This window comes from Pantoea sp. ACRSB, assembly GCF_022346905.1.
In the GTDB taxonomy this organism is placed as follows: domain Bacteria; phylum Pseudomonadota; class Gammaproteobacteria; order Enterobacterales; family Enterobacteriaceae; genus Pantoea; species Pantoea piersonii.
In genome coordinates, this window is record NZ_JAKRNL010000004.1 from 238,249 (window position 1) to 260,276 (window position 22,028).

The window sequence follows — 22,028 nt, forward strand, 5'->3', positions numbered from 1 at the left end:
AAGTAAGTCAGCAGCATACCTGAGTCTGCAGGTGATAAAAAAGGGGGGCGTTGTTGCAGTGAGGGGAGGAAAAAAAGAGAGTGGGCGAGCATCCCTGCTCAACAGACAGTCCGTTAAATAGCTTCGCGCAACTCTGGCCAGGCGACGGCGACGCCGGTATCGCTGAACAGGCGTCCCTGGAAGTTAATCACGCCTGCGGCTTCCAGCCACATCCACTCTTCCGGCCGCTCAATACCGGCGGCGATAACGGTAATTTCCAGCGCCGAACAGCATTTGATAATAGCCTGCACCACCGCCTGTTTCGGGCCGCTGCGATGCACGTCGCGAATAATGCCTGCGTCAATACGAATACGGTCAGGCTGTATGCGGGTTAACATGGAGAGTCCTGCCGAGCCGTCGCCGAAGTTATCAATCGACAGACTGATGCCCGCTTCCTTAAGCTGTCTTACCGCCACCGAAAACGCATCGAGCTGAGAAATCACCTCAGTTTCGCTGACGCCGATAATAACCTGTTCCGGCACCAGACCAGCGCTGCGGATTTCATCCACAATAGTGCGCACCGCTTCGGGGATCGCCACCAGCGTCATTGGCAGCAGGCTGACGTAAAGCGGCATACCTTCCGGGCAGGCTCTGCCCGCCTGAGCGAAGGCTTGCCTGGCGGCATTCAGGCTCGCCTGATATTTCGGCAGTCCCTCAAGCGCAGCGTCATCACCGAGCGTCGCGACAGCTTCGATCGCCGTCACCTGGCGACCCAGCGGATCGATAACCGGTTTGAAGATCACGCCGCGATCGGCTGGCCATGAGTCCGATGCGCCCGTTTGATCGGCAATAAAATCCCAGTTTTCAACCGGCGGCACCTCAAAATAGTTCTCTTTTTCGCGCGATTCGACAAAGGTGCGTAAAAACTGTAAGCCGCGATCGTCATAGGTAAGACGATAGCGTGACGTGCCTTTATCCAGCACCGCCTGCAGTACGGTTGAGCGATCGTGTTCACGCAGATCGAACAGCTCCATACCCGCGTTGCCGAAACGGCGTGACGGCGAATAGTCGCGCATCAGTTCCACTACGTTATGGTGGCGTTTGTCGTTGCAGATTCTGCCATAGATATCCAGCACGCCCGCTTCCGGTCCTTCAAGGATCTGGAAAAAGTGGGTGCCGTTGAACAGCAGAATACCCGTAACCTGATGTGAGGCGTTAAGCAGGCTTGCCTTCTCCACCATACCCGGCAGGGATTTGACTGGAACCTCGTCAGCGATATGGCTGCGATAAATTATTGTTGTAAGCATAAATGCTCCGGTTTCGTGATTGTCGACGCCACCTTAACAGCTACAGGCAGGGCAACGCCAATTAACGCTGACTAATTTGTGCGTTACCGGGATTAAATCGGCCTGTCATGCCGATAAAAGCTAAATAAAAAATGAAAAACATAAGGTTTTAACCGGGATGGAGTGTTGAAGTGAATCTAAGAATTTAATGCAACTGCATGTATTTACTGTGTATTAATTTTTTATTATCAGGTTTTTTCCGCTTTGCCGCTTCGCTTTACGTGAAGTTACATATTTTGCTGTTTTTAAGGCGCGTCAGGCCAGTCTCTTTTAAAGGTAAAAACCGCTTCTTTACAAAAATAATAAACCTGTACAAGTTGCAGGTCACTAAACTGACAAATGAGGTTATGCAAAATTCGGAAAAGGAGGAGGTTACGTGTTATTTCGCAACGATGAGATAGGCCACGCCATTATCGGCGAAGCAGTTATCAGCCTGGCTCTCGGTGAGAAGGAAATAAGCGTTGAAACACTCATCGCTGAGCTTAGTCTGATGGCGGAAAACGAAACGCAGGCCGCAAGGCTTACTGAAATCACGGAGGCCAGACGCTGGCTAAAGCGTTATCAGCATCATGACAGCCGGGATCGAACCGAACTGCACTGGCTGACGGTGGCAAGTCGGGAAGATAATGGAAGACACAGCGAAGACGTTATACGGCTCCGGCCGGAAAACGACGATGAAAGATAACCTCATTATCGGGCGCGTCTGACGCGTCCCGGCCGGAGATCGTTGTCAGGGAAGACACCCTTTTTTCCGCCTTTTAGTCACCTGCCTGTAAAGTTGTACAACTTTATAACCCCTTCTTCCGGGCGCTTTAGCGCATGCTTAAGCACCTGAAATAGCAGATTAAGCACTTTTTGCACAAAAATAAGACCTGTACAACCTCGTAATGGCTGTACAAGTTTGCCAGAGTTGTATAACTTTACTGCAGGCTCTGATGAGCACTATTTAATCAATTGTTAACGCAGAGGATTTACCATGCGCCATAACGTCGCCATTTCAGACACAGTTCGCTATATCAGCAACGCCGCGCAACCGTCGCAGCAGGAAACTCTGGGTCAGGTTGTGACGGAGATTCTGCGCGCCGGTCAAAATCTTAACCGAAAAGCGCTCTGCTCGCGCCTTATTCAACGCCTGGAACAGGCTTCCGGCCCGGAAGAAGAGCGGCAGCTTCACCTGCTTATCGGTATGCTTTTTTAATCGCTCAGAGTCGCGACGATATTTTTTATTCAGGTTAACGCTCAGGCTTCAACGGATTCGCCTGACCTTAACATCCTTGTTAGCGGCGCTGCGCGTTAACTTCGCAGGCCATACGATAAGAACAAATCATGCAAACACATACCTATTCTCAGCGCGCCATCTCTGCCGAAGCCGAGATTATCCATCATTTTCGCGAGGCGGGCGATCGCCTTGAGGCGGAATCCCGGGTGCTGGATACCGCTATTCGCGATATCGTTATTCACGGAAAGCGCGTGACCAGCAAAGCGATCATTATCTATCTTATCGCCGAGCTGGAGAGCACCAGTGATGTTGTGCAGCTCGACGTACTGCGCCACTGTCTGGAAATCGTGGTGGGGCGCACGCCGGACGACGAAGGCATTTAATCAGCGATGCGCCGTCTGGCCTGTAGACGTCGGCGCGGCAGTTTCAAACTGGCCCTGAGATGCCATTACGGAGCAGCTCAATGCGGCGGCAAGGGAAACGGCAATCCAGATTTTCATGGCTCTCTCCTGTTCTCTTCTCAATAAACGTCTTAAGCCTGGCACGCGAGCGCGTCAGCGAAAGTCTTTATAAAGATAAAAGGATTTTTCTGAGAACGGCTGGAGAGGATATCGCCGAATAAGTGTCGCTGTTATTAGTGCAGCAATCTTTCTGCCGCTGGGCGACCCGACAGCGATTCATGCGATCCGTAATGCGCGCGCAGTTCATCATGTACTTTATTAATAGCGTGGCGCATAGCCATCAGACGCTCACTGTCCTGTTCTGTTTTTAACTGACGCTGCAGCGTTTCCGTCACGGTGCGCCAGGAGATGTCTGCGCCAGCGCTCACTAGCTGCATAACGGCTTCGCCAATAACGATATTGGTCATCTTGTCCTGTGAATGATTTCCCATATTTCCTCGTCTCGCCTGAAATATGCAAAAAGCTTAGCACAGGAAAGCCTGGCTGCTGGCGATTTCTGCGCTAAACGACCGCTAGTGCCTGAGGCGGTAAATATCTGCGAAGTAGAGGTAGCCTTTTTTATCGTACTGACTCTTCAGGCGCGTCTTCTCTTCGTCGCTAAGAACATTACCTGCAAGCAGCGATTGAATAAAGGCCTCGCGTACGTGCACTTCCATATACCAGTCGCCGGTATAGCAGTTTTTCAGCGCGCCTTTATCAATATCTTTTACTTTATAGGCGGGGTTGATATGAAAAAAGAAAAAGAAATTACAGATGGCGAAAATTACGCAGCAGACAATATATTCAATGGTGCCGAATGAAGAGGAGTAAAGCAGCACGCCCATAGTAATAACGAATAAAAAGCACATCAGGCCATACAGACCCGGGTATTGCTTAATAAATGAAACATCGAAATAGGGGCGATCGTTGCGATTTTCTTCACGGTTTATTTGATCCAGCTCCTGCTGCAATAAGCTCTCTAATTCACTATACATGTAACTGCTCTCTGCTAAAAATAACCCCAAAAGTATAGATGAATTGCCTGTGTTTAGACACCGCTTTTTAAGCGTAAAAAGAAAGGCAGCCTACACCAATAGAACGAAGCGTTAATTAGGATAATTACGCAACCCGCCTTCCGTTGGCAAAAGCGGGCTGCTGCAAAGAAAAGGAAAATATCAGGTCAGCTCCAGCGCCTGGATGACCTCAGCGACTTCGCGCCTGTGCGCAGCCGAAAGCGGCTGAAGCGGACGAGGAAGAGAGTCGAGATCGGTCAGGCCGAGTATCCCCGCCGCAGCGGCCATGACGCGGATGCTGCCGCCGTGTTTGCGATACAACGCCCAGAGCGGTTCCAGGCGCGAGGATAGCTGCGTGACTCGCGCACTGTCGCCCTGCGCGGCGGCAGCGGCGATCGCTTTCGCCGTATAAGGAAAGAGACCGCCGCAGACGGAATACCAGAGATCGCAGCCGGCATTGAGACCTGTCCCTGCGAATGCATCGCCGCTTACGCCAAGGCTGACTCGCTGCGGCAGTACCGCGCGCAGCTGCCTGATATGGGCATGCGCCTTATCCGTATCGACCGGTACGCCGGGAATTTTGATTGAGCGCACGCCGGGAAGCGCAGCGATGCGCTGATAAAGCTCGATGGAGAAGTCAATGTGCGTTGTAGAGGGGTTGTCGTAAACGCAGATCGGAACTGAAGCGTGCCGCGATACCGTTTCGAATAAGCCGAAAACTTCGTTGTCGTTCAGCTTTTGATAACTTACCGGCGGCAACAGCAGCGCGCTGGCACCTGCGCGTTGAGCATCATCGACCAGGTGCAGCACTTCAGCTGTGCTCACCGCGCCGACGCAGATCATTACTGGAATATTATCGGCATGTTCGACGGCCAGGGCGGCGACGCGCGCTCTTTGCTGTCGCGTCAGATAGGCGTAACTGCCCGTCGAGCCCAGCGCGCCTATGGCGTCTACTTTTGCCGCCGTCAGGCGCGCAAGGATGCGGGTAAATCCTTTTTCATCAACGCCCGATGCTGTAACGGGCGTCAGGGGAAAAGCGCTCAGGCCGGTAAACATAGCAGGCTCCTGGTCTCGTTAAGTGGAAGGTTCAGCGCGCTTTTTCATGCACTGTCATAGTAAAAGCGAGCGGAATATCATTCGCGCAGGCGTAGCTGTGCGGCGTGTCCGTAATAGCAACAGCCGAGCAGCCCGCCTCCAGCGTAAAAGCTTCGCCATTGACCGTTAGCAATAACGTCCCGGCTGTGACATGAAGCAGTTCTGTGGTTTCCTGCGGATGGCCGGGAGCGTAGGCTGCCACGCCCAAATGACGATACGGAAGCCTTCGCTATCTGTAAAGAAGGAGAGTCTGCCTGAGCTAACGCACGCAGAGCATTAGGCTGCTGACTGACGGCCTGGAAAAGATGATGCCCGGCGTAGAGTGGGAGTCCACGCTGGTTGGGCCGGTATAAACGTCTTTTTGTGCCCTCAGGCTCGGGAAGAGAAAATAAAATGGGTGTCTGTTTCACTGACCAGATAAAGGTTTTTCGCTTCGCCGCTGGGCGAAACAAAAACCACATCCTGACCAATGCTGAGCGGCGCAAACGCCTCAACCGGCTGGTTCTCTTTCTGGATCTCAAGCAGCATACGCGACTCAAAAGCGCGATCGGCTACGGTGTCGAGATGATAGTGGCAGCTAAAAGAAAGCTCAGGCTTATCGAGTATATAAAACTGTCCGGACGGCATAAGCTTGACCTCGTCATTAAAAGCAGCGCGGCAAAAAAGCCGGTGATTGATTTAGTGTAGCTATAAAAGCAGAGAGAGGCGCCAGAAAAAGAGGGCAGAGGTGTTAACGTGCGTGGTGTTAAGTTAGCAGGCTAATAATACCATGCGCAAAAAAGGTTAAAGCCAGCAGAGGGTTTTATGAGACTATTCTTAAGCCCCTTCAAGAGCTAAGCCATTGCGAGTGCCGGAGATAAGCGCCGGGTGGGGCGCATCACTGACTTCAGTTCCCCTTTTTATGCGAGGACGGACAGGATCAAGAAAAATCGCCATTCCATGGCGAACAACATCCTGAAGGTACCTTACTCAGAATTACCTGGCGGACGACGGCTTTTTTGGCCACCTTTCCGGCCCGCTTCCCTGGCTCTGTCAGGATTGTTCCTGAAATTGCCTCCGCTGGCTTTGCCTCCTGCGCTGCCTGCTTCTTTTGCACGTTCCGGGTCGTTAGCAAAATTACCAGCACCGCCTCTGTACTTCTGTTGTGTCATAGACAGAACTCCTATCAATGTTCCATTAGATAAAAGGACTAGCTAGTCACCCCTTAAGCGTAGCCCGGCGCGCTTTTCGCGCAAGCGAACATCACAGCAAAAGGTGCGGTTTTTCGGGAACTTAACAAAGCTGTCAGGCGTGCCGCTGCGCGCAGCGGCATAATGGAGGGCAAAGGTTCAATTGTCTGAAACGCCAGTTTAATCAAGCGTAAGGCGCGCGGTTTTCTTCAGATGGTCGTTCGCGATGGCGCGAAAGACGCCAGAAATCAGAGCCGGAAGGGTGCTGATAGATGCGCAGCGAGAACAGGCCGACGATGGCATAGATGTACTCAAAAATCGCCGACTGCGAGTTTTCATAATCAGCCCACAGCGTTGACGAGGTAAAGCAGTAAACCTCAATCGGCAGTCCATCGGGCGAGGGTTTGAGGGCGCGCACCACAATATACATATCTTTGCGAATATCGTCGCGCTGCGCCAGCCAGGCCGTCAGGTAGTGGCGAAACACGGTAAGGTTGGTCATGCCGTTTTCAATAAACCAGCGATCGCCCACGGCGCTAATATCACGGCCGTCGAGCAGCGCGGAGAGCGGTTCGCTGACGCCACGCAGCTGCACCATCGACTGAAGCATCTCCTGATTCACAAAAGTGACGGAATCCAGATCGAGATAGAAGCTGCGCATAATACGACGCGCGCCTGACGAAAACATCGCCTGCCAGTTGGTGTAGGTTTCCGTTAAAAAATTCTTAGTGGGAATACGGGAAATAGTATTGTCCCAGTTGCGGATAGTAATGGTATGCAGCGCAATATCCGTTACTTCGCCGCTGAGATTCTTATCCGGCATCTCAATCCAGTCTCCCAGCTGGAGCACATCGTTAGAGGAGACCTGAATATTCGCCACCAGGGACAGCAGCGTATGCTGAAAAACCAGCATTAATACTGCCGCGGCCGCGCCCAGACTTGAAATAATAATCACCGGCGATTTATTCGACATAATCGCCACAATCATTATCGCCGAAAGAATATGCACAAAAATTTTGCCGATCTGGATATAGCCTTTAATCGAGTGATTCTTGCGCTTCGACTTTTTGGAATAGGAGCTATTAACGATCTCCAGCACTTCATTAAAGAACAGCGATAAATAGACAAAGAACAGGATGCCGCATAGCGTCCTGATGGCAATTTGCAGATGCTCTGGCAGCTCCGGCATAAACTGCAACAGATAGTAGACGGTGATGACGGGAATAAAGTTGGAGAGCTTCTCCGATATCCTGACATCCTTATCCAGCGGGACGTCGCTTTTATGGGTGCTGAAAAAGACCTTGCGAACAACTTTGACTACGAAGAACTTGCAGACAAAATGCGCAATCATGCCGGCGAGGATCAGCATAATAATATTGAAGGTGGTTGAAAAGGCGACATTTCCCTCAATAAAGCCCATTAGATCATTAAAATAGTGCATTTTTACCACGTACTGAGAAAGGTAGAGCGAAAGTTAAGCACAAAACAGAGGGTGATGATAAGCGACGAATGCGTCACAGCGTTGTTGCGGTAAGGTGACAACGCCCAGACGGAGCCGGGCGAGGGAAGCCATATCGACAGATTAAGGCTGAAGGAGAGCCTTACGCCGCCGGGCGGCGCGTCAGAGCAGAGAATCCGGATTGGCTTTAGCCACTTTTTTCTCCTCCTCGACAGCCTGTACGGGATCGGCCGCGCTCAGCCAGCGGTCGAACTTCACATAGGTTTCGATAAAGGATTTAAAGTAAACGGTAATGCCGGTGACATTCTCTTTTCGCTCCATATAAGCCACCGCCAGTTTAAACGCATCCTGATTTTCAAATTTCACGGGCTTTTCTCTCCTGAATTACGGGTTTATTCAGCGTAGCCTGGCGTCGAAACCCGCGCCTGTGCATCTGTCTGCTTTTTCCCGCAAGGCGCGGCGGATATTGACGACGCATGACCCGCAGCGCCTGCATCATAACCTTACGCGCTTCGCTTTACATCAGGATAAATCAGCAATCTTTATCCGACTGCCCGCCGCAGAGGATCGCACCATCGCTTCAATAATGCGTTGGTTCTCAAGACCGAAACGAAAATCGGCCACCGGCGCGCGCTCGCCGCTCAGCACGCCAATCAGATCGAAAATCTCAATCACCTTAACGTCGAAGTAGCCGAGTCCGCCACCTGCAAAATCGAAGCCGAAAAAGCCGCTAAAGGCGTCCACCTGTGAACCGGCATAGAGCGTCTTAAAGCCGCGATCCTGCTTTTCGTCGCCGTAGCGCGCAATCTTCAGCTCGTTAAAGCGTTCGCCGTCCATCATCAGCGTGCCTGCCGTACCGGAAACCTCCCAGACGATGCCGAAAACTTTGCCGGCCGCAATGCGTGAGGACTCGATGACGCCGCCGGCGCGATTCTCAAAGGTCACCAGCGCCTGAAACTGATCGTCATTCTCTACCGCCAGGCGCGCGGCGTGCCGATCGGCCTGCGCGCCATAGCCAGAACCGCTGTCCGGCGCGGGACGACTGTCGATAAAGATTTGTTCCTGACCCACAACGCTCTCAACCGGGCCCATCAGATACTGCGCCACGCTGATAACGTGCGAGCCTAAATCCCCCAGCGAGCCGGAACCCGCTTGTTCGCGTGAACAGCGCCAGCTCCAGGGCAGTTCAGGATCGTTAAAAAATCCCTGATCGAACCAGCCGCGAAAGCGCGTCGGCGTACCGATATCGCCGCGTGCGATAAGCTGTTTCGCCAGCTGCGCGGCGGGCGTTTTAATATTATTGAATGCCACAAAGGTTTGTACGCCTGCACGTTCCGCTTCCTCCACCAGCATCTGCGCATCGGCGAGCGACACGGTAAGCGGTTTTTCACAATAAACATGCTTTCCGGCACGAATCGCGGCCAGCGCCATATCGACATGCATGCTGTTCGGCGTAGTGATATCCACGATATCGATCTCGGGATCTTCCACCATTGCCCGCCAGTTCGCGGTTCCCTGACGGAAACCGAATCGCTGTGCCGCTTCCTGCGCCAGCGCAGGCGTGGCGTCTGCAAGGGTATGCAGCAGCGGCTGTAGCGGCAGATCGCGGTAGAGCAGCGCGGCGCGGCGCCAGGCGTCGGCGTGCGCCTGACCCATAAATCCTGAACCAATCAGGCCGACGTTAAGGTGCTTTTTACTCATGCGAGACTCTCCTGGGCAAGAATATGACGGGCGACATAGCGCTGGGCGCGCGTGACCGTTTCAAGCGGCGGCGCGATGGCGGGGTCCTGCTCGGCTTCAACCACCAGCCAGCCGCTGTAGCCGCGCTCGGCGATAAAGCGCGACAGCGGCGCGAAATCGACGTCGCCGTCGCCCGGCACGCAGAAAAGACCGTTCAGCACCGCCTGGTTAAAAGTCCAGTCGCTGGCGCGCGCCTGCCGCAGCCGATTAAGGCGCACATCTTTCAGGTGGATATGGCAGATCCGATCGGCAAAGGCGTCAATCAGCAGCGGGTAAGAGAAGCCCGCCGCACAGGCATGGCCGGTATCGAGCAGCAGGCCGACATCGGGCGAACAGGTGTTAAGCAGAAGCGCGATTTCATCGAAGGTTTCCGTTGTCATCATCAGGTGATGGTGAAAGGCGAGCTGCAAACCATAGTTGCGCAGCAGCGCCTCGGCGAAGCGCGACAGCCGCTCAGCATAGGTTTCGAGACGGTCTGCGGGCAGCAGGCGGCGCTGCCGCAGCGGGATATCGAGCGCATTTTCCGCCATCCATCCGCATTCGCCGTAAACCATCACCTTCGCGCCGCAGCGGCTGAGCAGGGTCGCGTGCTGATGCACCGCTTCAAGCTCCGCCTCCAGGCTGCGCTCGGTAAGAAAGCCGTCATACCAACCGGAAATCAGCCGCAGATCGTGCTGGCCCAGCAGCAGGTTGAGCGCGTCGGCGTCGCGCGGAAACAGGCGGCTCAGCTCTACGCCCTGAAAACCGGCCTGCGCCGCTTCGCGCAGACACTGCTCTGCGGTCGTGCCTGCGCCCAGATGGTGGAGCACTTCATTAACCCATGACAGGGGGCTGACGCCCAGCTGAGGCGCGGCGGCGCCCGGAGAATAAAAGGTGTTGTGACGCATTTTCCTGCTTCCTCAGAGAATGAAAACAGGAAAAAAATAAGGCAGGGCGATCGGACAGGCTACGTCCATTTTGAGTGATTAACATCAACCGGGGCGCACCGGGAAAGGCAACATTCGAGCAGGCGATGAGCGAAGCGAGAAAGAGTTAATACCGGACTCGTAAGCGGGAAAGCCGCCGTCGCGCAGTAAAAGCAGGCAACGGCGGCAAGGGCGACGTCAGAAGCTATACGTCAGCCCGGCGTAGTAGGCGCGGCCGGGTTCGTTATAGGTCGAAGCGCCCGAATTTTCACGGTAGATACGCTTGTCCAGCAGGTTGCTGACCCCTGCATTGGCGCGCAGGCTCTTTGTCAGATCGTAATTGAAATTAAGGCCCAGCACCGAATAGGCGCCGATTTCACGCTGCGACATCGCGCTTTTGGTATCCAGACGCGTTTCTGTATACTGGCGCGGCTTCTGGCGGCCATACATTGTCCAGTTGATATTGCCGGAGAGATCGCTAGTCATCTGCCATTCAAGCTGCGAGTTAATGGTGTACTTCGGAATAATAGACAGCGGATTGCCGGTCTCTTTATTTTCCGATTTGATCATGTAAGTGGCATTGCTGCGCCATTCGAGGGTATCTTCGATCAGCGGCACCGTCAGGTTGCCCTCCAGCCCTTCAACTACCGCTTTACCGCCGTTTTCCCAGCGCAGAATGTTATAGCCATTAGACGCCATGCCAACTATCTCGCTGCCGGCAACAATTTTGTTTTTGTAGTCGTTACGGAACCAGGTGATGCCCGCTACATAGCCTTGCTGGGTGTACTCAATACCCAGCTCTTTATTAACGCTGACCTCTGGCTCAAGATCGGCGTTACCCAGCAGATAGCAGCTACCTGAGGTTATATTCTTTGGACAGCCGTTGCCCCGCGTCGCGAGCAGATAGCCTTCGGTAGACTGATAGAGATTAGGCGCTTTGAAGGCGCGGGCGATACCTGCTTTAAGCTTGAAGTGGTCTCCCAGCCCCTGCGACAGGTTCAGGCTCGGACTCCAGTTGGCACCGAAACTGTTGTGATAGTCGAAACGAATGCCGGGGATAACTTCGGTAGTGTCGGTCGCGGCGATATTATCTTCAAAATAGAGCGAGCTGAGAGTCGCGCTGTTGGTGCTGCTGCGATCCGCCGCGTTGCCGCTGACGCTGCCGATAGTGACCCCCGACGAATTGGTGCCCTGCATTGATGCGGGATCGTTGAGCTTGTCATGATTCCACTCCGCGCCCAGCGTCACCGTCTGTTCGCGCAGCCAGTCGAGCGGGAAGTTAATTTCCGCGTTGCCGCGATAGCTCTCCAGTCGGCTGGTGTCGAAGGTATTGCTGTTGATCATCCCTTCAACTTTGCCTGTGGTTCCCTCTTTAAGACGCGTATTGTTAGTTTTTTCATAGTTAAAGGTCAGCTTTGACTGGCCCCAGTCCCAGATGCCGTTATGCGCCAGGCCGTAAGACTGTCGGTAAAGACGGTTAGTCTCGCTGCCGACCAGGGATTCCACCAGGCCGTCGGAACTTATATTGCCGTTGCTGTTTTGCGTATCCCCCGCGTAGATATTGCCCTGGCGGCTGTAGCCCCAGGAGAAATCAAGGATCTGCTCTGGATTGATTTTCCAGGAGAGCACGCTGTTGATATCTTTATTGCGCACGCCTTCGCGGCCTGCCGCATAGGAGCCGTTTTGCGCGGTGTTGATATCCCAGGCGTCGGCGTCTGTTTTATTAATATTGCCATACATGCGCATGGTCAGCGCGTCGCCCGCCAGCGGCCCGCTCAGGCTGAAGTTGGCGCGCTTAGTCGCCCCCTCTTTGCTGTCTTCCGGCTGGTTGGTAAAGAGCGAGAACGAACCGTGCCAGTCATTGGTGGGGCGTTTGGTGATGATATTCACCACGCCGCCCGCCGCGCCGGAGCCGTAGCGCGCCGCCGCCGGGCCGCGGATGACCTCAATACGCTCTACCATCTCTGCTGGCACCCAGTTCGTATCGCCGCGCGTGTCGCGCTCGCCGCGCCAGCTATAGCGTATAGAGTTACGCGACGAGACCGGCACGCCATCTATCATGATGAGGGTGTTTTCCGGCCCCATGCCGCGGATATCGATCTGGCGGTTATTGCCGCGGCTGCCGCTGGCGCTGTTGCCGGTCAGGTTGACGCCGGGCATTTTACGGATGATGTCGGAGAGATCGTTAACCGGCGGGCTTTTTTTAATATCTTCCGCAGTAATAGTAGACACGCCGGGCTGCTGCTTCAGCTTTTGCTCGGCGGTGACCAGCATCGTCTCATCATCCGCCAGTGCTTCTGTCTCTTCTGCGGCGCTGACGCCCGTGGCGCTCAGCAGACCGGCAATCAGCAGGGCGCCGGGACGCTTTCTGACATTGAAGGTTACATTCACTTAATCTTTCTCCCTGATATGTTTATCAATGTAAGCAAATGCGCATGATAATGAGAATGATTATCATTGTATAGATGCTGTTGATATCTTTACATTTCATTTCTGCACTGCGGGTTAATTAGTAAACAAAAGTAATGGCCAGCCAGAACGAGACGCATTTTGGCTCATGTGCCGGTTGGAAGAAGGGGGATGATGGAGCGGCAAACAAATTGTTTAGTTAACGCATCCGTTACCGGGCAGGCTGAACCCGGTTAATCAATGCGCTCGTCACTGTGTCGCTTTAATGGCAAGAGGCGTATCGCCGAGGCGGTAAAGAAAGGCGTGAAAAACAGGGTTTACCCGTCCGGCGTGCAGGCAGCGGTCAGCGCCACCGCCTTTACGCCTCTGTTAGCCGAATACGCGGCGCTACAGCCTGGCGATCAGCGTCTGCGCCAGACGGCGAAGATCCTCATCGTCGCGTAGCTCGCTGCTGGCCAGCAATTGTTGCTGATCGACCAGCGCCGCGCGCAGTTTGCCCGCAACATCTACCGGCGTCGCCAGCGACTGCTGACGGGTGCGTCGCTGGCGCAACACTTCGCCGCCGTTGAGGAACAGCGTTACCTCATGGAAGCGCAGCGCGGGATTAATCGCGTCCGGCGGCGCGCGCTCATCAGGCTGGCGCATGACCTTCGCCGCCAGCGCCATAATCTGTGGATTGACCTCGCCTTCGGCAAAGTCAGCCATGCGCAGGTCGCCGTAAATCAGCATGGCGGCAATGACATACTCCAGGCTGAAGCGCGCCTCAATGCCATTTTTCGGCTGCCGCACCGAGGCGGCAATATCGCCGCCTGGCGGAAATGCGACGGTAATGCGATCGATGGCGCTAAGCAGTTCAGCCGCAGAGCCAGTCCAGCGCTGGCGGATCTCGCGCGTCGCCTCCGCTGCGCTGTGCGTACCGGCGCAGGTGGCGAAGGGCTTGAACTCCAGGCCTGGCGCCGCGATACGCCAGGGCGCACCCCAGTCCTCAGTGAGCTTTTCTCTTTGGGCCTGGTTGCCGCTTCCCAGCGAGATAAAAGCCTCAAGCACGCCTTCCGCCTGCCCGTCGAACCCCGCCAGCGCCAGCTGTGCGGCACGCACCGCGCGCTCTGCCGCGAAACCCGCGTGCAACGGCTTCACCGCTGAACCGAACTGCGCGCGCAGGCCGCTTGCCTCGGTAGCAGCGATGCCGAGCAGCACCGCACACTGACGCGCGTCCGCGCCGGTAAAACGCGCCAGCGCGGCGGCAGCGGCCAGGGTGCCGAGCGAAGCGGTATTGTGATAGCCGAGCGTATAGTGCTGTTGCGTCATCGCCAGGCCCAGCCGACCAGCCATCTCCACGCCGGTGATATATGCATCGAGAAAAAGCGCCACGTCAAAGCAATCGCTTTCCGCCGCCCACGCCAGCAGCGCTGGCAGGATAACCACGCTGGGATGACCGCGGAAGTCGGCGTGAAAATCGTCGTAGTCGAGCGCGTGCCCGGCATAGCCGAGCAGCAGGGCGCGCGATGCCGGTCCGCTGTCGCGGTAAAGCCCCTGCAACAGCGGCAGACCGCTGTCCGGCACCTGCCGGTTAAGCACAGGCCAGCTTACGGCGAGAAAATCCTGTACCCCTTGACACGCGTGCTGACGGGCGGAGGCATCGGCTGGCGCCAGACGAATAAGCTGGCTGAGCTGCCCGGTCAGGCTCATAGCCTTGCCGCCGGATAACGGAAAAAGCGCATCACTATCTCCTTGGGAATAAGCAGAACCCAGAGGGTAGCAACAAAGGCGCGGATGGCTATATCTGAAATATCACTAAGCTTATGCAAATTTGTGAATAAGGAGAGCCAGTTATAAGGTTGCCTGAATAAGCGGTTGTCGTACTATGTCTTCCCGGCATGCGTGAAACGCAACTTCGCTAACTTTTTGTTAAAGCGGCTTTTTTAGCCAGCAACTCGATACGTCGTGTTAGCCCTCGCCTAACCCCCGCCTGAGCTGTCGGCAGACAATGGCAGCCACGGCTTTTTCTCATTGCGGGCATATCGTCAGGGTGTTGGCTGGACGGGCAAATGCTATGCACGCTACTCTGGCGCCTGCGGGCTCGTCCTTAATGGCGCTGACGAGCCGGGCGCGGCGCAGGTAAAGCGCTTATCGCCACCGACCATTTTTATCGCCGCCCAAAGAGGGCGCTTATCGCAATCAGGGAAATAATATGGACAGTTCATCTGCAAAAAATCGTCTGCGTCTTGGTCTTTTCGTTCAGCCGGTAGGGCATCACGTCAGCGGCTGGCGCCTGACCGAAGAGCTGGGCGCACCCACCGATATCGACTGGCTTATCCGTCTGGCGCAGAAAGCGGAGGCGGGCCGCTTCGACCTGTTTTTCGTCGGCGATGCACTGGCGACCAGCATGTATCGACTGCCGTCTACCATGGCACGCCTTGAGCCGCTCACCATGCTGTCGGCGGTTGCGGTGAACACCCGTCGTATCGGGCTGGCCGCTACCGCGTCGACCACCTTCAGCGATCCCTTTACCATGGCGCGCACCTTCTCTTCTCTCGATCATATCAGCCGCGGGCGTGCCGCCTGGAACGTGGTGACCTCTTTCTCCGCTGACGTAGCGAAAAACTTCAGCCGCGACGATATGCCGAACCACGCCGAGCGCTATGCGCGTGCGCGTGAGTTTCTGCAGGTCACAAATAAACTGTGGGAAGGCTGGGAAGAGGGCGCCGTACAGCCAGACCCGGCGTCAGGGCAATATTTTGTTAACGACAAGATTAACCCGATCAACCATGTCGGCGAGCATTTTCAGGTGCAGGGGCCGCTGAATATCACGCGTTCGCCGCAGGGGCGTCCGGTGATCATCGAGGCAGGCTCCTCCGCCGACGGGCAGAAGCTCGCCGCGGAAACCGCTGAAGTGGTCTTTACCGCTGCTGCCAGTCTGGAAGAGGCGCAGGCGTTTTATCAGTCGCAGAAAGCGCAGATCGAAGCGGCGGGCCGCAATCCAGAGCATGTGGTGATTATGCCGGGCGTGATGCCAATTGTCGGCCGCACGCTCGAGGAAGCGAAAGCGCTGTGGAAAGAGCTGAATACGCTGGTGGATATCGACAACGGGCTGAAACAGCTCTCGCTGCGCTTTGGTATGGATCTCTCTACTTACCCGCTGGACGGCCCGGTGCCGGAAGTGCCGCTGGGTGAAGGCAACCAGAGCCGCGTGAAGCTTATGACCGATATGGCGAAGCGCGAAAACCTGACGCTGCGCGAGCTGGCGGCTATCGCGGCGGGATCGCGCGGCCATCGGGTTATCGTCGGCACCGCGGAAGATATCGCCGACGACTTCCAGCTCTGGCTGGAGCAGGGCGGCGCGGACGGCTTCAATATTATGCCAGCCATCATGCCGGAGCAGCTGGATCTGTTTGTCGAGCTGGTTATTCCGGAACTGCGTCGTCGCGGCCTGTTCCCAACGGAGTATGCCTATGCCACGCTGCGTGAAAACCTCGGCCTGCCGACGGTCTGATGGTTGAGACGCTTTACCGCCGTCGCGCGGTTGGGGCGAAAAAAGCGGTAAAAAAAGCGCTGATATTCAGCGCCTTTTTTTATCAGATCAGGAACTCGTCCAGCGAGCCGCCTGCATCCAGCACTTTTTTAATCGGCGAAGGCGTGCGGCCCTGACCGGTCCAGAATTTGGTTTCGCCGGTTTCATCCGTGAACTTATATTTAGCCGGACGCGGCGCGCGTTTCGCTTTTGGTTTGCTTTCGCTCTGCGCCAGATCGGCCAGGTCGGAAATATCAATGCCGTCTTTCATCAGCATCTCTTTATACAATGCCAGCTTTTCCGCTTTTTCTTTTTGCGCGGCTTGTTCAGCATTCACTTCTTCACGGCGTTCTGCGACAACGACAGAGAACTTTTCGAGCATTTCGTTTAACACGTCTAGCTCAATTTCTCGTGCCTGAACGCGCAGCGTACGAAGATTATTCAATGCTTTCAGCGCATCACTCATGGATATAACCCTTAACGAATCAAAATATGTAAAGCGCGCAGTTTACGGTAAAAAATTGATAAAGGAAATAAGCTAAAGCACAGATAGAGCCGTAAAAAGAAAAGAAGATTGGCTAACCCGTCTGGGTTAATGCGTTAGCATAAAAAAACAAGAACAAATATAAAGCAGCTACTCTGCCTGCATGCGTGGAATAGCGCGAGCGCCTGCAAAACCATCGGCATAATGCCATAACCCAGGGCGATCTCTTTATCTGGTTTCTGTTATCTGTTTGAAAAAAAGGCTTTTATGTAACCCCGGCTATTATATTGGCGGCGATATTTTACGCCTCCCTTATTCAACAGTGCCTAAGTGATCAGCAACAGAGAGTTATATGCTTGTTAAAAGAGCAGGCCATTGCGCAGCGTTATCGTTGACGTTCGCAATATTTCCACGCTGGGAAAGTCAGGTGGTAAATATCATGGCGCGGCGGTAGTGACGTGCGCAACCATCACGGCAGCTAAATTAGCGTGCAACGTTCCAGTATTGGTTGTTATGAAATAATTTTTTTAGGCAGGCTGATGCGCATCGCTATATTAGCTCGCCTTTCATCACAGAATTAAAGGGAGCGACTCGCGCTTATTTCCGGCTACAAAGGCAGAAATAGCGCTGTTATAGCTGGCGCGTCAGGAAAAGAGCAGAGCGTCTTAAGATAACTCTGCGTTCGGGTGAATGCCGTCTTCCTGGCCCGTTAATGCGTGCAGCCAGGCTGGGCCACTGCCACTGCCACTACCCTTTCCGGTAACTTCCAGTTCTCAGGCTTTTGACAGCCTTGCTTCCTGAATAAACCCCTTATCTATCAGTCGCTTTCATGTCACAGCCTGTTATCGATATTTTGCAGCATTTTTTAACAATTACTTGCAATGATAATGGCAATGCGTATATTTCTCATTTGCTTTATTACAGGATCGCGTTAGTAGAGCGTCTTACAGCCGGGCAGGTAATGCGCCTCGGCAACCAGTGGCAGCCACACCCAATAAAGAAAAAAGAGGAACAGCGATGTCTTTTGATGTTCACCGCGTCAGGGAATTCTGCGAGGGCGATTTCGCCAGCGCCATGAAACACCCTCTGCAACGCTCGCTGCTGGCCATGCTGATCGCCGCCAGCGTCGCGCAAAGCGCTCAGGCCGCCGATACGTCTGCACCAGACGAACAGACGCTTAACGTAGACGCCAGCGCCAGCAGCACCGGGCAACAGGACGCTCGCGATTACAGCGTGCCGATTACTCGCGCGGGCACCAAAATGGCGCTCACCGCACGCGATATTCCGCAGTCGGTTACCGTGGTCAGCAAGCAGCGCATGGAAGATCAGCAGCTTCAGTCGCTGAATGACGTGCTGCACACCACCACGGCGATTACCGGCGTGAGCAGCGATATGGATCGCACGACTTACTACGCTCGCGGTTTTCCCATCGACAATTTTATGGTCGACGGCATTCCGACCACCTTCGCCTCGCGCTGGAATCTCGGCGATGCCCAGTCCGATATGGCGCTTTACGAACGTGTGGAAGTGGTGCGCGGCGCGACCGGTTTGCTGACCGGGCCGGGCAATCCTTCCGCCGCCGTCAATATGGTGCGGAAACATGCTGACAGCAAAACATTCACCGGCAGCGTCTCTGCTACCTATGGCAGCTGGGGTAAACAGCGCTATGTTGCCGATCTCTCTACCCCGCTCAACGGCGACGGCAGCGTCCGCGGTCGTCTGGTCGCTGGCTATGATGACAAGAACAGTTTTATCGAACGCTATGGCGCGCAGAAGCAGTTTGTCTATGGCGTGGTGGACGCCGACCTGACCGATTCCGCGACCCTTTCCGTGGGCTATGAGTTCTCGCAGGTCAATACCGATTCGCCGATGTGGAGCGGCACGCCGCGCTGGTACACCGACGGCACGCAAATCCATTCCCGTCGCGGCTATAACACCGCGCCGGAATGGGCCTACAACGATAAAGAGAACAAGAAAGTTTTCGTTAATTTCAAGCAGGATTTCGCCAACGGCTGGAATCTCACGCTGAACGGCACGCACAACGAGATGTTCCTCGACAGTAAGCAGCTCTATCTTGACGGCTACTTTGATAAAACCAGCGGCCTTGGCGTTTCGCAGTACGCAAACTATCCGGTAGAGGGCGGAACCGGCTACAACACCGGCAAGCGCAAAGTCGATGCGGTTGACGCCTTCGCCAGCGGCCCCTATGAGCTGCTGGGCCGTCAGCATGAGATGATGCTGGGCGTTAACTACAGCCGTCAGCAGAATAAGTACTACAGCGCCTGGGCCAATATCTCGGCGGACGAGCTGGGCGATTACAATACCTTTAACGGCGACTTCCCGGAAACCAGCTGGGGCGCGCGTGCGCTGACCGACGACAGCACCACGGTTCGCCAGAAATCAGTCTATCTGGCGACGCGCATCTCGCTGGCCGATCCGCTGCATCTGATCCTGGGGGCGCGTTATACCAACTGGAATCGTCAGACGCTGACCACCGGCGAGGAGCTGGAAAAGAACAATATCACCCCTTACGGCGGGTTGATCTACGACTTCGCGGAGAACTGGTCTGCCTACGCCAGTTATACCTCGGTATTCCAGCCGCAGGATTACCGCGACAGCAGTGGCGCTTTCCTGTCGCCGGTTATCGGGAAAAACTACGAGGTGGGCGTGAAATCTGACTGGCTTAACAGCCGTCTGACCACCACGCTCTCGGTGTTCCGTACCGAGCTGGACAACGTTGGCGAAGACACCGGTCAGATCATTTCAGGATCGCAGTCGACCGCGTACGTAGCGAAAGATGGCGTAGTCAGCCGCGGTATCGAGTTTGAGCTGAACGGCGCGCTGACCGATAACTGGCAGATGACCTTCGGCGGCACCACCTATCTGGCGGAAGATCGCGACGGCAACGCCTATAACTTGCAGCTGCCGCGCACCCGCTTCAACCTCTTTACCAGCTATCGCCTGCCGATGCTGGAGCAGCTGACGCTGGGCGGCGGCGTAGACTGGCAGACGCATACCTGGCAGGATGTTGGCGCGCCGGAAGGCAACGGCACATGGCGCGCGCGTCAGGGCAGCTATGCGCTGGTGGATCTTTTCGCGCGTTATGATGTGTCGAAAAACCTTTCGCTACAGGCCAACCTGAATAACCTGTTCGACAAAGAGTATGACACCTGGGTCGGCGCCTATAACGTTTACGGCGAGCCGCGCAACTTCTCGGTATCGGCGACCTATCGCTTTTGATAAGAGATTAGGTATATACAGCAACGCCGCCGCCGGTAATCTGCGGCGGCGTTTTCATTCTGGCATATGCTAACGACTGTTTAAGCGGCCTTACTCTGTAATAATCCGCTGTGCTGTTTGTTGACTAAAGCCGTTACGCGACCTGGTATATCCGGCACAAATATTTGCCTCACCTGTTGACCAAATTAATCAGCAGCGCAATGTTGCATGCGCATCTAATCCGCCGATTCCGCCCTAAACCCCGCTCAATAAGCATCTCTTGTTCGGCCGCGTAATACGCAGCTCAAAATCTGAGGTTTATGTATACCTGCCGGTAATGAAAAGCGTCTTTCTTCGGCTGCTTATTTGTTACCGCACAAGTGACGCAAAGCGGCTATTCCATTCTTTATCGGCTGAGCCGCTCCGCCATTTTCAGCGCGTTAGTGAAAATAGCCTCGGCAATTGCGGGCGGGATATTGGCGGGCAGCTGCTCCCTGACGCGCGCTACGGCGGCCGGAAACGCCTCCGCGAAGAAAGCGAGGATCTGCGTCATCCGCTCGGTGGAGAAGCGGACGCTTGCCGCCGTGGCGAGGAAATGGCGCGGAAAGATTTTATCGATTTCCACCTTTTTGCCTTTCGACGCGGTGAGCCCCATCGCCAGCTTCAGTTCGCGAATATTGAGGCCGGTGCCGCCCAGTACCGGATAAGCGGAAAGAATGTCGTAGAACGGCGTCAGCCGGTAGCTGCCGCCACGCTCGATATAGAGCGAAAAGTTCTTCGCATGCCCGTCGGTCGCGCCGATCAGCCACTGGAACACCTGAAACTTCATAAAATCGTCGCGATCCTCCAGCGCATTGCTGGAGCCCATCAGCAGCGACATGATCGCCGCGATGCCCGGCCCGCCGTCAGATTCATATTTTGTCGCGGAGGCGAGGCCGAGGCTCTGGCAAATATCCTCCTGCGGCAGGCGCAGCAGTCGGACGCCGTCAGCGCTCCAGCGCCGGTCGAATCGCTCTACCGCCAGCGCGCGCAGCTTGCCGGCCGTAATAATGGCGGCATCAGGCACGCGAAAGCCCAGCTCGCGCGCCAGCGCCAGACAGACATATTCGTTTTCCACGCTGTCGCGCATATCGAGCGTCGCGAAAGGCTGCTTAATTTCGCCGATCGGCAGCTTAATGATATGTGACGTAGGTGTCGGTCCCCGCGGGACGGCCCAGCCCTGAGGGGTTTTCAGCAGCGCGGTTTTCTCCTGCGCGCCCGCCACGGAAATGCGGAAGTCGCGCTCTTCCGGGATCATCCCCAGCGGAATATCGCTCTGATACGCTGAAAGTATTTTTTCCAGCCGCGCGGCGTCGAGCGGCTCATAACGCACAGAGAGATCGGGCGCGGCGGCCTCAGCGGGCAGCAGCATCACCGCGCCGACGCTGTCACGGCCTACTTCCCGCAGCAGATCGAACGGCTGCATCGACTTCGCCCGATAACGGTTAAGAATGCGCTCTCTGACGCGAGGATTATCAGGCAGCAGGTTATCGAAAAAGTTGATGACGCTGGCAGAGGCGATAGCGGGGTACTGCAGCGGCAGCGAGAGCGACAGCGGCCTCGCCAGCGGATTACTCAGCCAGCCAGGCTCATACTGAAAGATATGCGCGCCATTTTTCTGGCGCGTCAGTGTGCCGACGCGTTCGCCGTTCATCCAGGCGCTAAGCTGATCCATTACCACTCCAGCGCCTTGCCGTTCTGCGTCGATTTGCTCTGAATCACCAGCTCCTGCTCCAGCGACTGCAGGATTTTAAACAGCGTGGTCAGCGTAGTCTTGTCAGGATTATTTTCGAAGTTTGATACGGTGGCCTGCTTGATGCCGACCCGGCGCGCCAGGTCGCTCTGCGTCCAGCCGCGCTTCTGTCGTTCAAGCCTGATCAGATGGGCCAGCTGTTGTGGGCTGTAGATCATCGCTGCTCCTGTGGTAAGGCGGGGAGGGGATATATCCCCTCCCGCGGATAAAAATGAAATTATACCCACCAGAGGATAAAGTAAAGCTTA

At 55.2% G+C, this 22,028-nt stretch carries 22 protein-coding genes; 6 read left to right on the forward strand and 16 right to left on the reverse strand.

Translation table 11 applies throughout. The features are described from left to right. Positions 1-113: 113 nt before the first annotated feature. Complete coding sequence (locus MHZ89_RS14375) at positions 114-1,286, reverse strand: diguanylate phosphodiesterase (protein ID WP_311783561.1); 1,173 nt, start codon at positions 1,284-1,286, stop codon at positions 114-116. 415 nt (positions 1,287-1,701) lie between these two features. Here MHZ89_RS14375 and MHZ89_RS14380 point away from each other — a divergent pair, with 415 nt between their 5' ends. The 3 genes from MHZ89_RS14380 (at position 1,702) to MHZ89_RS14390 (ending at position 2,927) form a co-directional block, all read left to right on the forward strand. Beyond that, on the forward strand, positions 1,702-2,010 hold the full coding sequence (locus tag MHZ89_RS14380; protein ID WP_311783562.1) for a hypothetical protein: 309 nt from the start codon (positions 1,702-1,704) through the stop codon (positions 2,008-2,010). A gap of 291 nt (positions 2,011-2,301) precedes the next feature. Further along, positions 2,302-2,523, forward strand: coding sequence for a regulatory protein YcgZ (gene ycgZ / locus MHZ89_RS14385; RefSeq protein WP_311783563.1), 222 nt, complete (start codon positions 2,302-2,304; stop codon positions 2,521-2,523). A gap of 128 nt (positions 2,524-2,651) precedes the next feature. Next, positions 2,652-2,927, forward strand: coding sequence for a biofilm/acid-resistance regulator YmgB/AriR (locus tag MHZ89_RS14390; protein ID WP_311783564.1), 276 nt, complete (start codon positions 2,652-2,654; stop codon positions 2,925-2,927). Positions 2,928-3,178: 251 nt separating this feature from the next. Here MHZ89_RS14390 and MHZ89_RS14395 read toward each other — a convergent pair whose 3' ends face one another. The 11 genes from MHZ89_RS14395 to MHZ89_RS14445 all read right to left on the reverse strand — a co-directional run bounded on the left by MHZ89_RS14395 (position 3,179) and on the right by MHZ89_RS14445 (position 12,756). After that, the gene (locus MHZ89_RS14395) at positions 3,179-3,436 is read right to left on the reverse strand and encodes a hypothetical protein (protein ID WP_311783565.1); all 258 of its coding nucleotides are present in this window, start codon (positions 3,434-3,436) and stop codon (positions 3,179-3,181) included. An 81-nt stretch (positions 3,437-3,517) separates the two neighbouring features. Beyond that, positions 3,518-3,979, reverse strand: coding sequence for a YlaC family protein (locus MHZ89_RS14400; protein ID WP_311783566.1), 462 nt, complete (start codon positions 3,977-3,979; stop codon positions 3,518-3,520). Between the two features lie 180 nt (positions 3,980-4,159). Next, positions 4,160-5,053, reverse strand: coding sequence for a dihydrodipicolinate synthase family protein (locus MHZ89_RS14405; protein ID WP_311783567.1), 894 nt, complete (start codon positions 5,051-5,053; stop codon positions 4,160-4,162). A 31-nt stretch (positions 5,054-5,084) separates the two neighbouring features. After that, complete coding sequence (locus tag MHZ89_RS14410) at positions 5,085-5,294, reverse strand: cupin domain-containing protein (protein WP_311783715.1); 210 nt, start codon at positions 5,292-5,294, stop codon at positions 5,085-5,087. Positions 5,295-5,461: 167 nt separating this feature from the next. After that, on the reverse strand, positions 5,462-5,719 hold the full coding sequence (locus MHZ89_RS14415; protein ID WP_311783568.1) for a hypothetical protein: 258 nt from the start codon (positions 5,717-5,719) through the stop codon (positions 5,462-5,464). Between the two features lie 338 nt (positions 5,720-6,057). Then, on the reverse strand, positions 6,058-6,243 hold the full coding sequence (locus MHZ89_RS14420; protein WP_120456501.1) for a general stress protein: 186 nt from the start codon (positions 6,241-6,243) through the stop codon (positions 6,058-6,060). Between the two features lie 202 nt (positions 6,244-6,445). Next, positions 6,446-7,702, reverse strand: coding sequence for a mechanosensitive ion channel domain-containing protein (locus MHZ89_RS14425; RefSeq protein ID WP_311783569.1), 1,257 nt, complete (start codon positions 7,700-7,702; stop codon positions 6,446-6,448). A gap of 180 nt (positions 7,703-7,882) precedes the next feature. Continuing rightward, complete coding sequence (locus MHZ89_RS14430) at positions 7,883-8,086, reverse strand: hypothetical protein (protein WP_311783570.1); 204 nt, start codon at positions 8,084-8,086, stop codon at positions 7,883-7,885. Between the two features lie 156 nt (positions 8,087-8,242). Beyond that, positions 8,243-9,421, reverse strand: coding sequence for a Gfo/Idh/MocA family oxidoreductase (locus tag MHZ89_RS14435; protein WP_311783571.1), 1,179 nt, complete (start codon positions 9,419-9,421; stop codon positions 8,243-8,245). Next, positions 9,418-10,347, reverse strand: a complete 930-nt coding sequence (iolE, locus tag MHZ89_RS14440) for a myo-inosose-2 dehydratase (protein WP_311783572.1) — start codon at positions 10,345-10,347, stop codon at positions 9,418-9,420. The genes MHZ89_RS14435 and iolE overlap by 4 nt, the downstream gene beginning before the upstream one ends. A gap of 216 nt (positions 10,348-10,563) precedes the next feature. Continuing rightward, on the reverse strand, positions 10,564-12,756 hold the full coding sequence (locus MHZ89_RS14445) for a TonB-dependent siderophore receptor (RefSeq protein WP_311783573.1): 2,193 nt from the start codon (positions 12,754-12,756) through the stop codon (positions 10,564-10,566). A gap of 258 nt (positions 12,757-13,014) precedes the next feature. Between MHZ89_RS14445 and MHZ89_RS14450 the strand changes: the two genes are divergently transcribed. Further along, a complete protein-coding gene (locus MHZ89_RS14450) occupies positions 13,015-13,218 on the forward strand; it encodes a hypothetical protein (protein WP_311783574.1) in 204 nt (67 codons plus the stop codon). On the opposite strand, the gene MHZ89_RS14455 is transcribed toward MHZ89_RS14450, so the two are convergent. Continuing rightward, complete coding sequence (locus tag MHZ89_RS14455; RefSeq protein WP_311783575.1) at positions 13,162-14,463, reverse strand: MmgE/PrpD family protein; 1,302 nt, start codon at positions 14,461-14,463, stop codon at positions 13,162-13,164. The two genes, MHZ89_RS14450 and MHZ89_RS14455, sit on opposite strands and share 57 nt — an antisense overlap. 502 nt (positions 14,464-14,965) lie before the next feature. Between MHZ89_RS14455 and MHZ89_RS14460 the strand changes: the two genes are divergently transcribed. After that, complete coding sequence (locus MHZ89_RS14460) at positions 14,966-16,267, forward strand: LLM class flavin-dependent oxidoreductase (RefSeq protein ID WP_311783576.1); 1,302 nt, start codon at positions 14,966-14,968, stop codon at positions 16,265-16,267. A gap of 82 nt (positions 16,268-16,349) precedes the next feature. On the opposite strand, the gene MHZ89_RS14465 is transcribed toward MHZ89_RS14460, so the two are convergent. Then, entirely contained in the window at positions 16,350-16,751 is a 402-nt protein-coding gene (locus MHZ89_RS14465; RefSeq protein ID WP_120456486.1) for an H-NS family nucleoid-associated regulatory protein, read from the reverse strand. Positions 16,752-17,843: 1,092 nt separating this feature from the next. On the opposite strand from MHZ89_RS14465, the gene fhuE reads away from it, so the two are divergent. Continuing rightward, positions 17,844-20,009 carry a ferric-rhodotorulic acid/ferric-coprogen receptor FhuE gene (gene fhuE, locus MHZ89_RS14470; RefSeq protein WP_311783716.1) on the forward strand — a complete coding sequence of 722 codons (2,166 nt, stop codon included), beginning with the start codon at positions 17,844-17,846 and terminating at the stop codon, positions 20,007-20,009. A 385-nt stretch (positions 20,010-20,394) separates the two neighbouring features. Here fhuE and MHZ89_RS14475 read toward each other — a convergent pair whose 3' ends face one another. Both MHZ89_RS14475 and hipB read right to left on the reverse strand, forming a co-directional pair. Then, the gene (locus MHZ89_RS14475; protein ID WP_311783577.1) at positions 20,395-21,702 is read right to left on the reverse strand and encodes a type II toxin-antitoxin system HipA family toxin; all 1,308 of its coding nucleotides are present in this window, start codon (positions 21,700-21,702) and stop codon (positions 20,395-20,397) included. Then, positions 21,702-21,938: a type II toxin-antitoxin system antitoxin HipB gene (hipB, locus tag MHZ89_RS14480; protein WP_311783578.1), complete on the reverse strand. Its 237-nt coding sequence runs from the start codon at positions 21,936-21,938 to the stop codon at positions 21,702-21,704. The genes MHZ89_RS14475 and hipB overlap by 1 nt, the downstream gene beginning before the upstream one ends. Between the last annotated feature and the right edge of the window lie 90 nt (positions 21,939-22,028).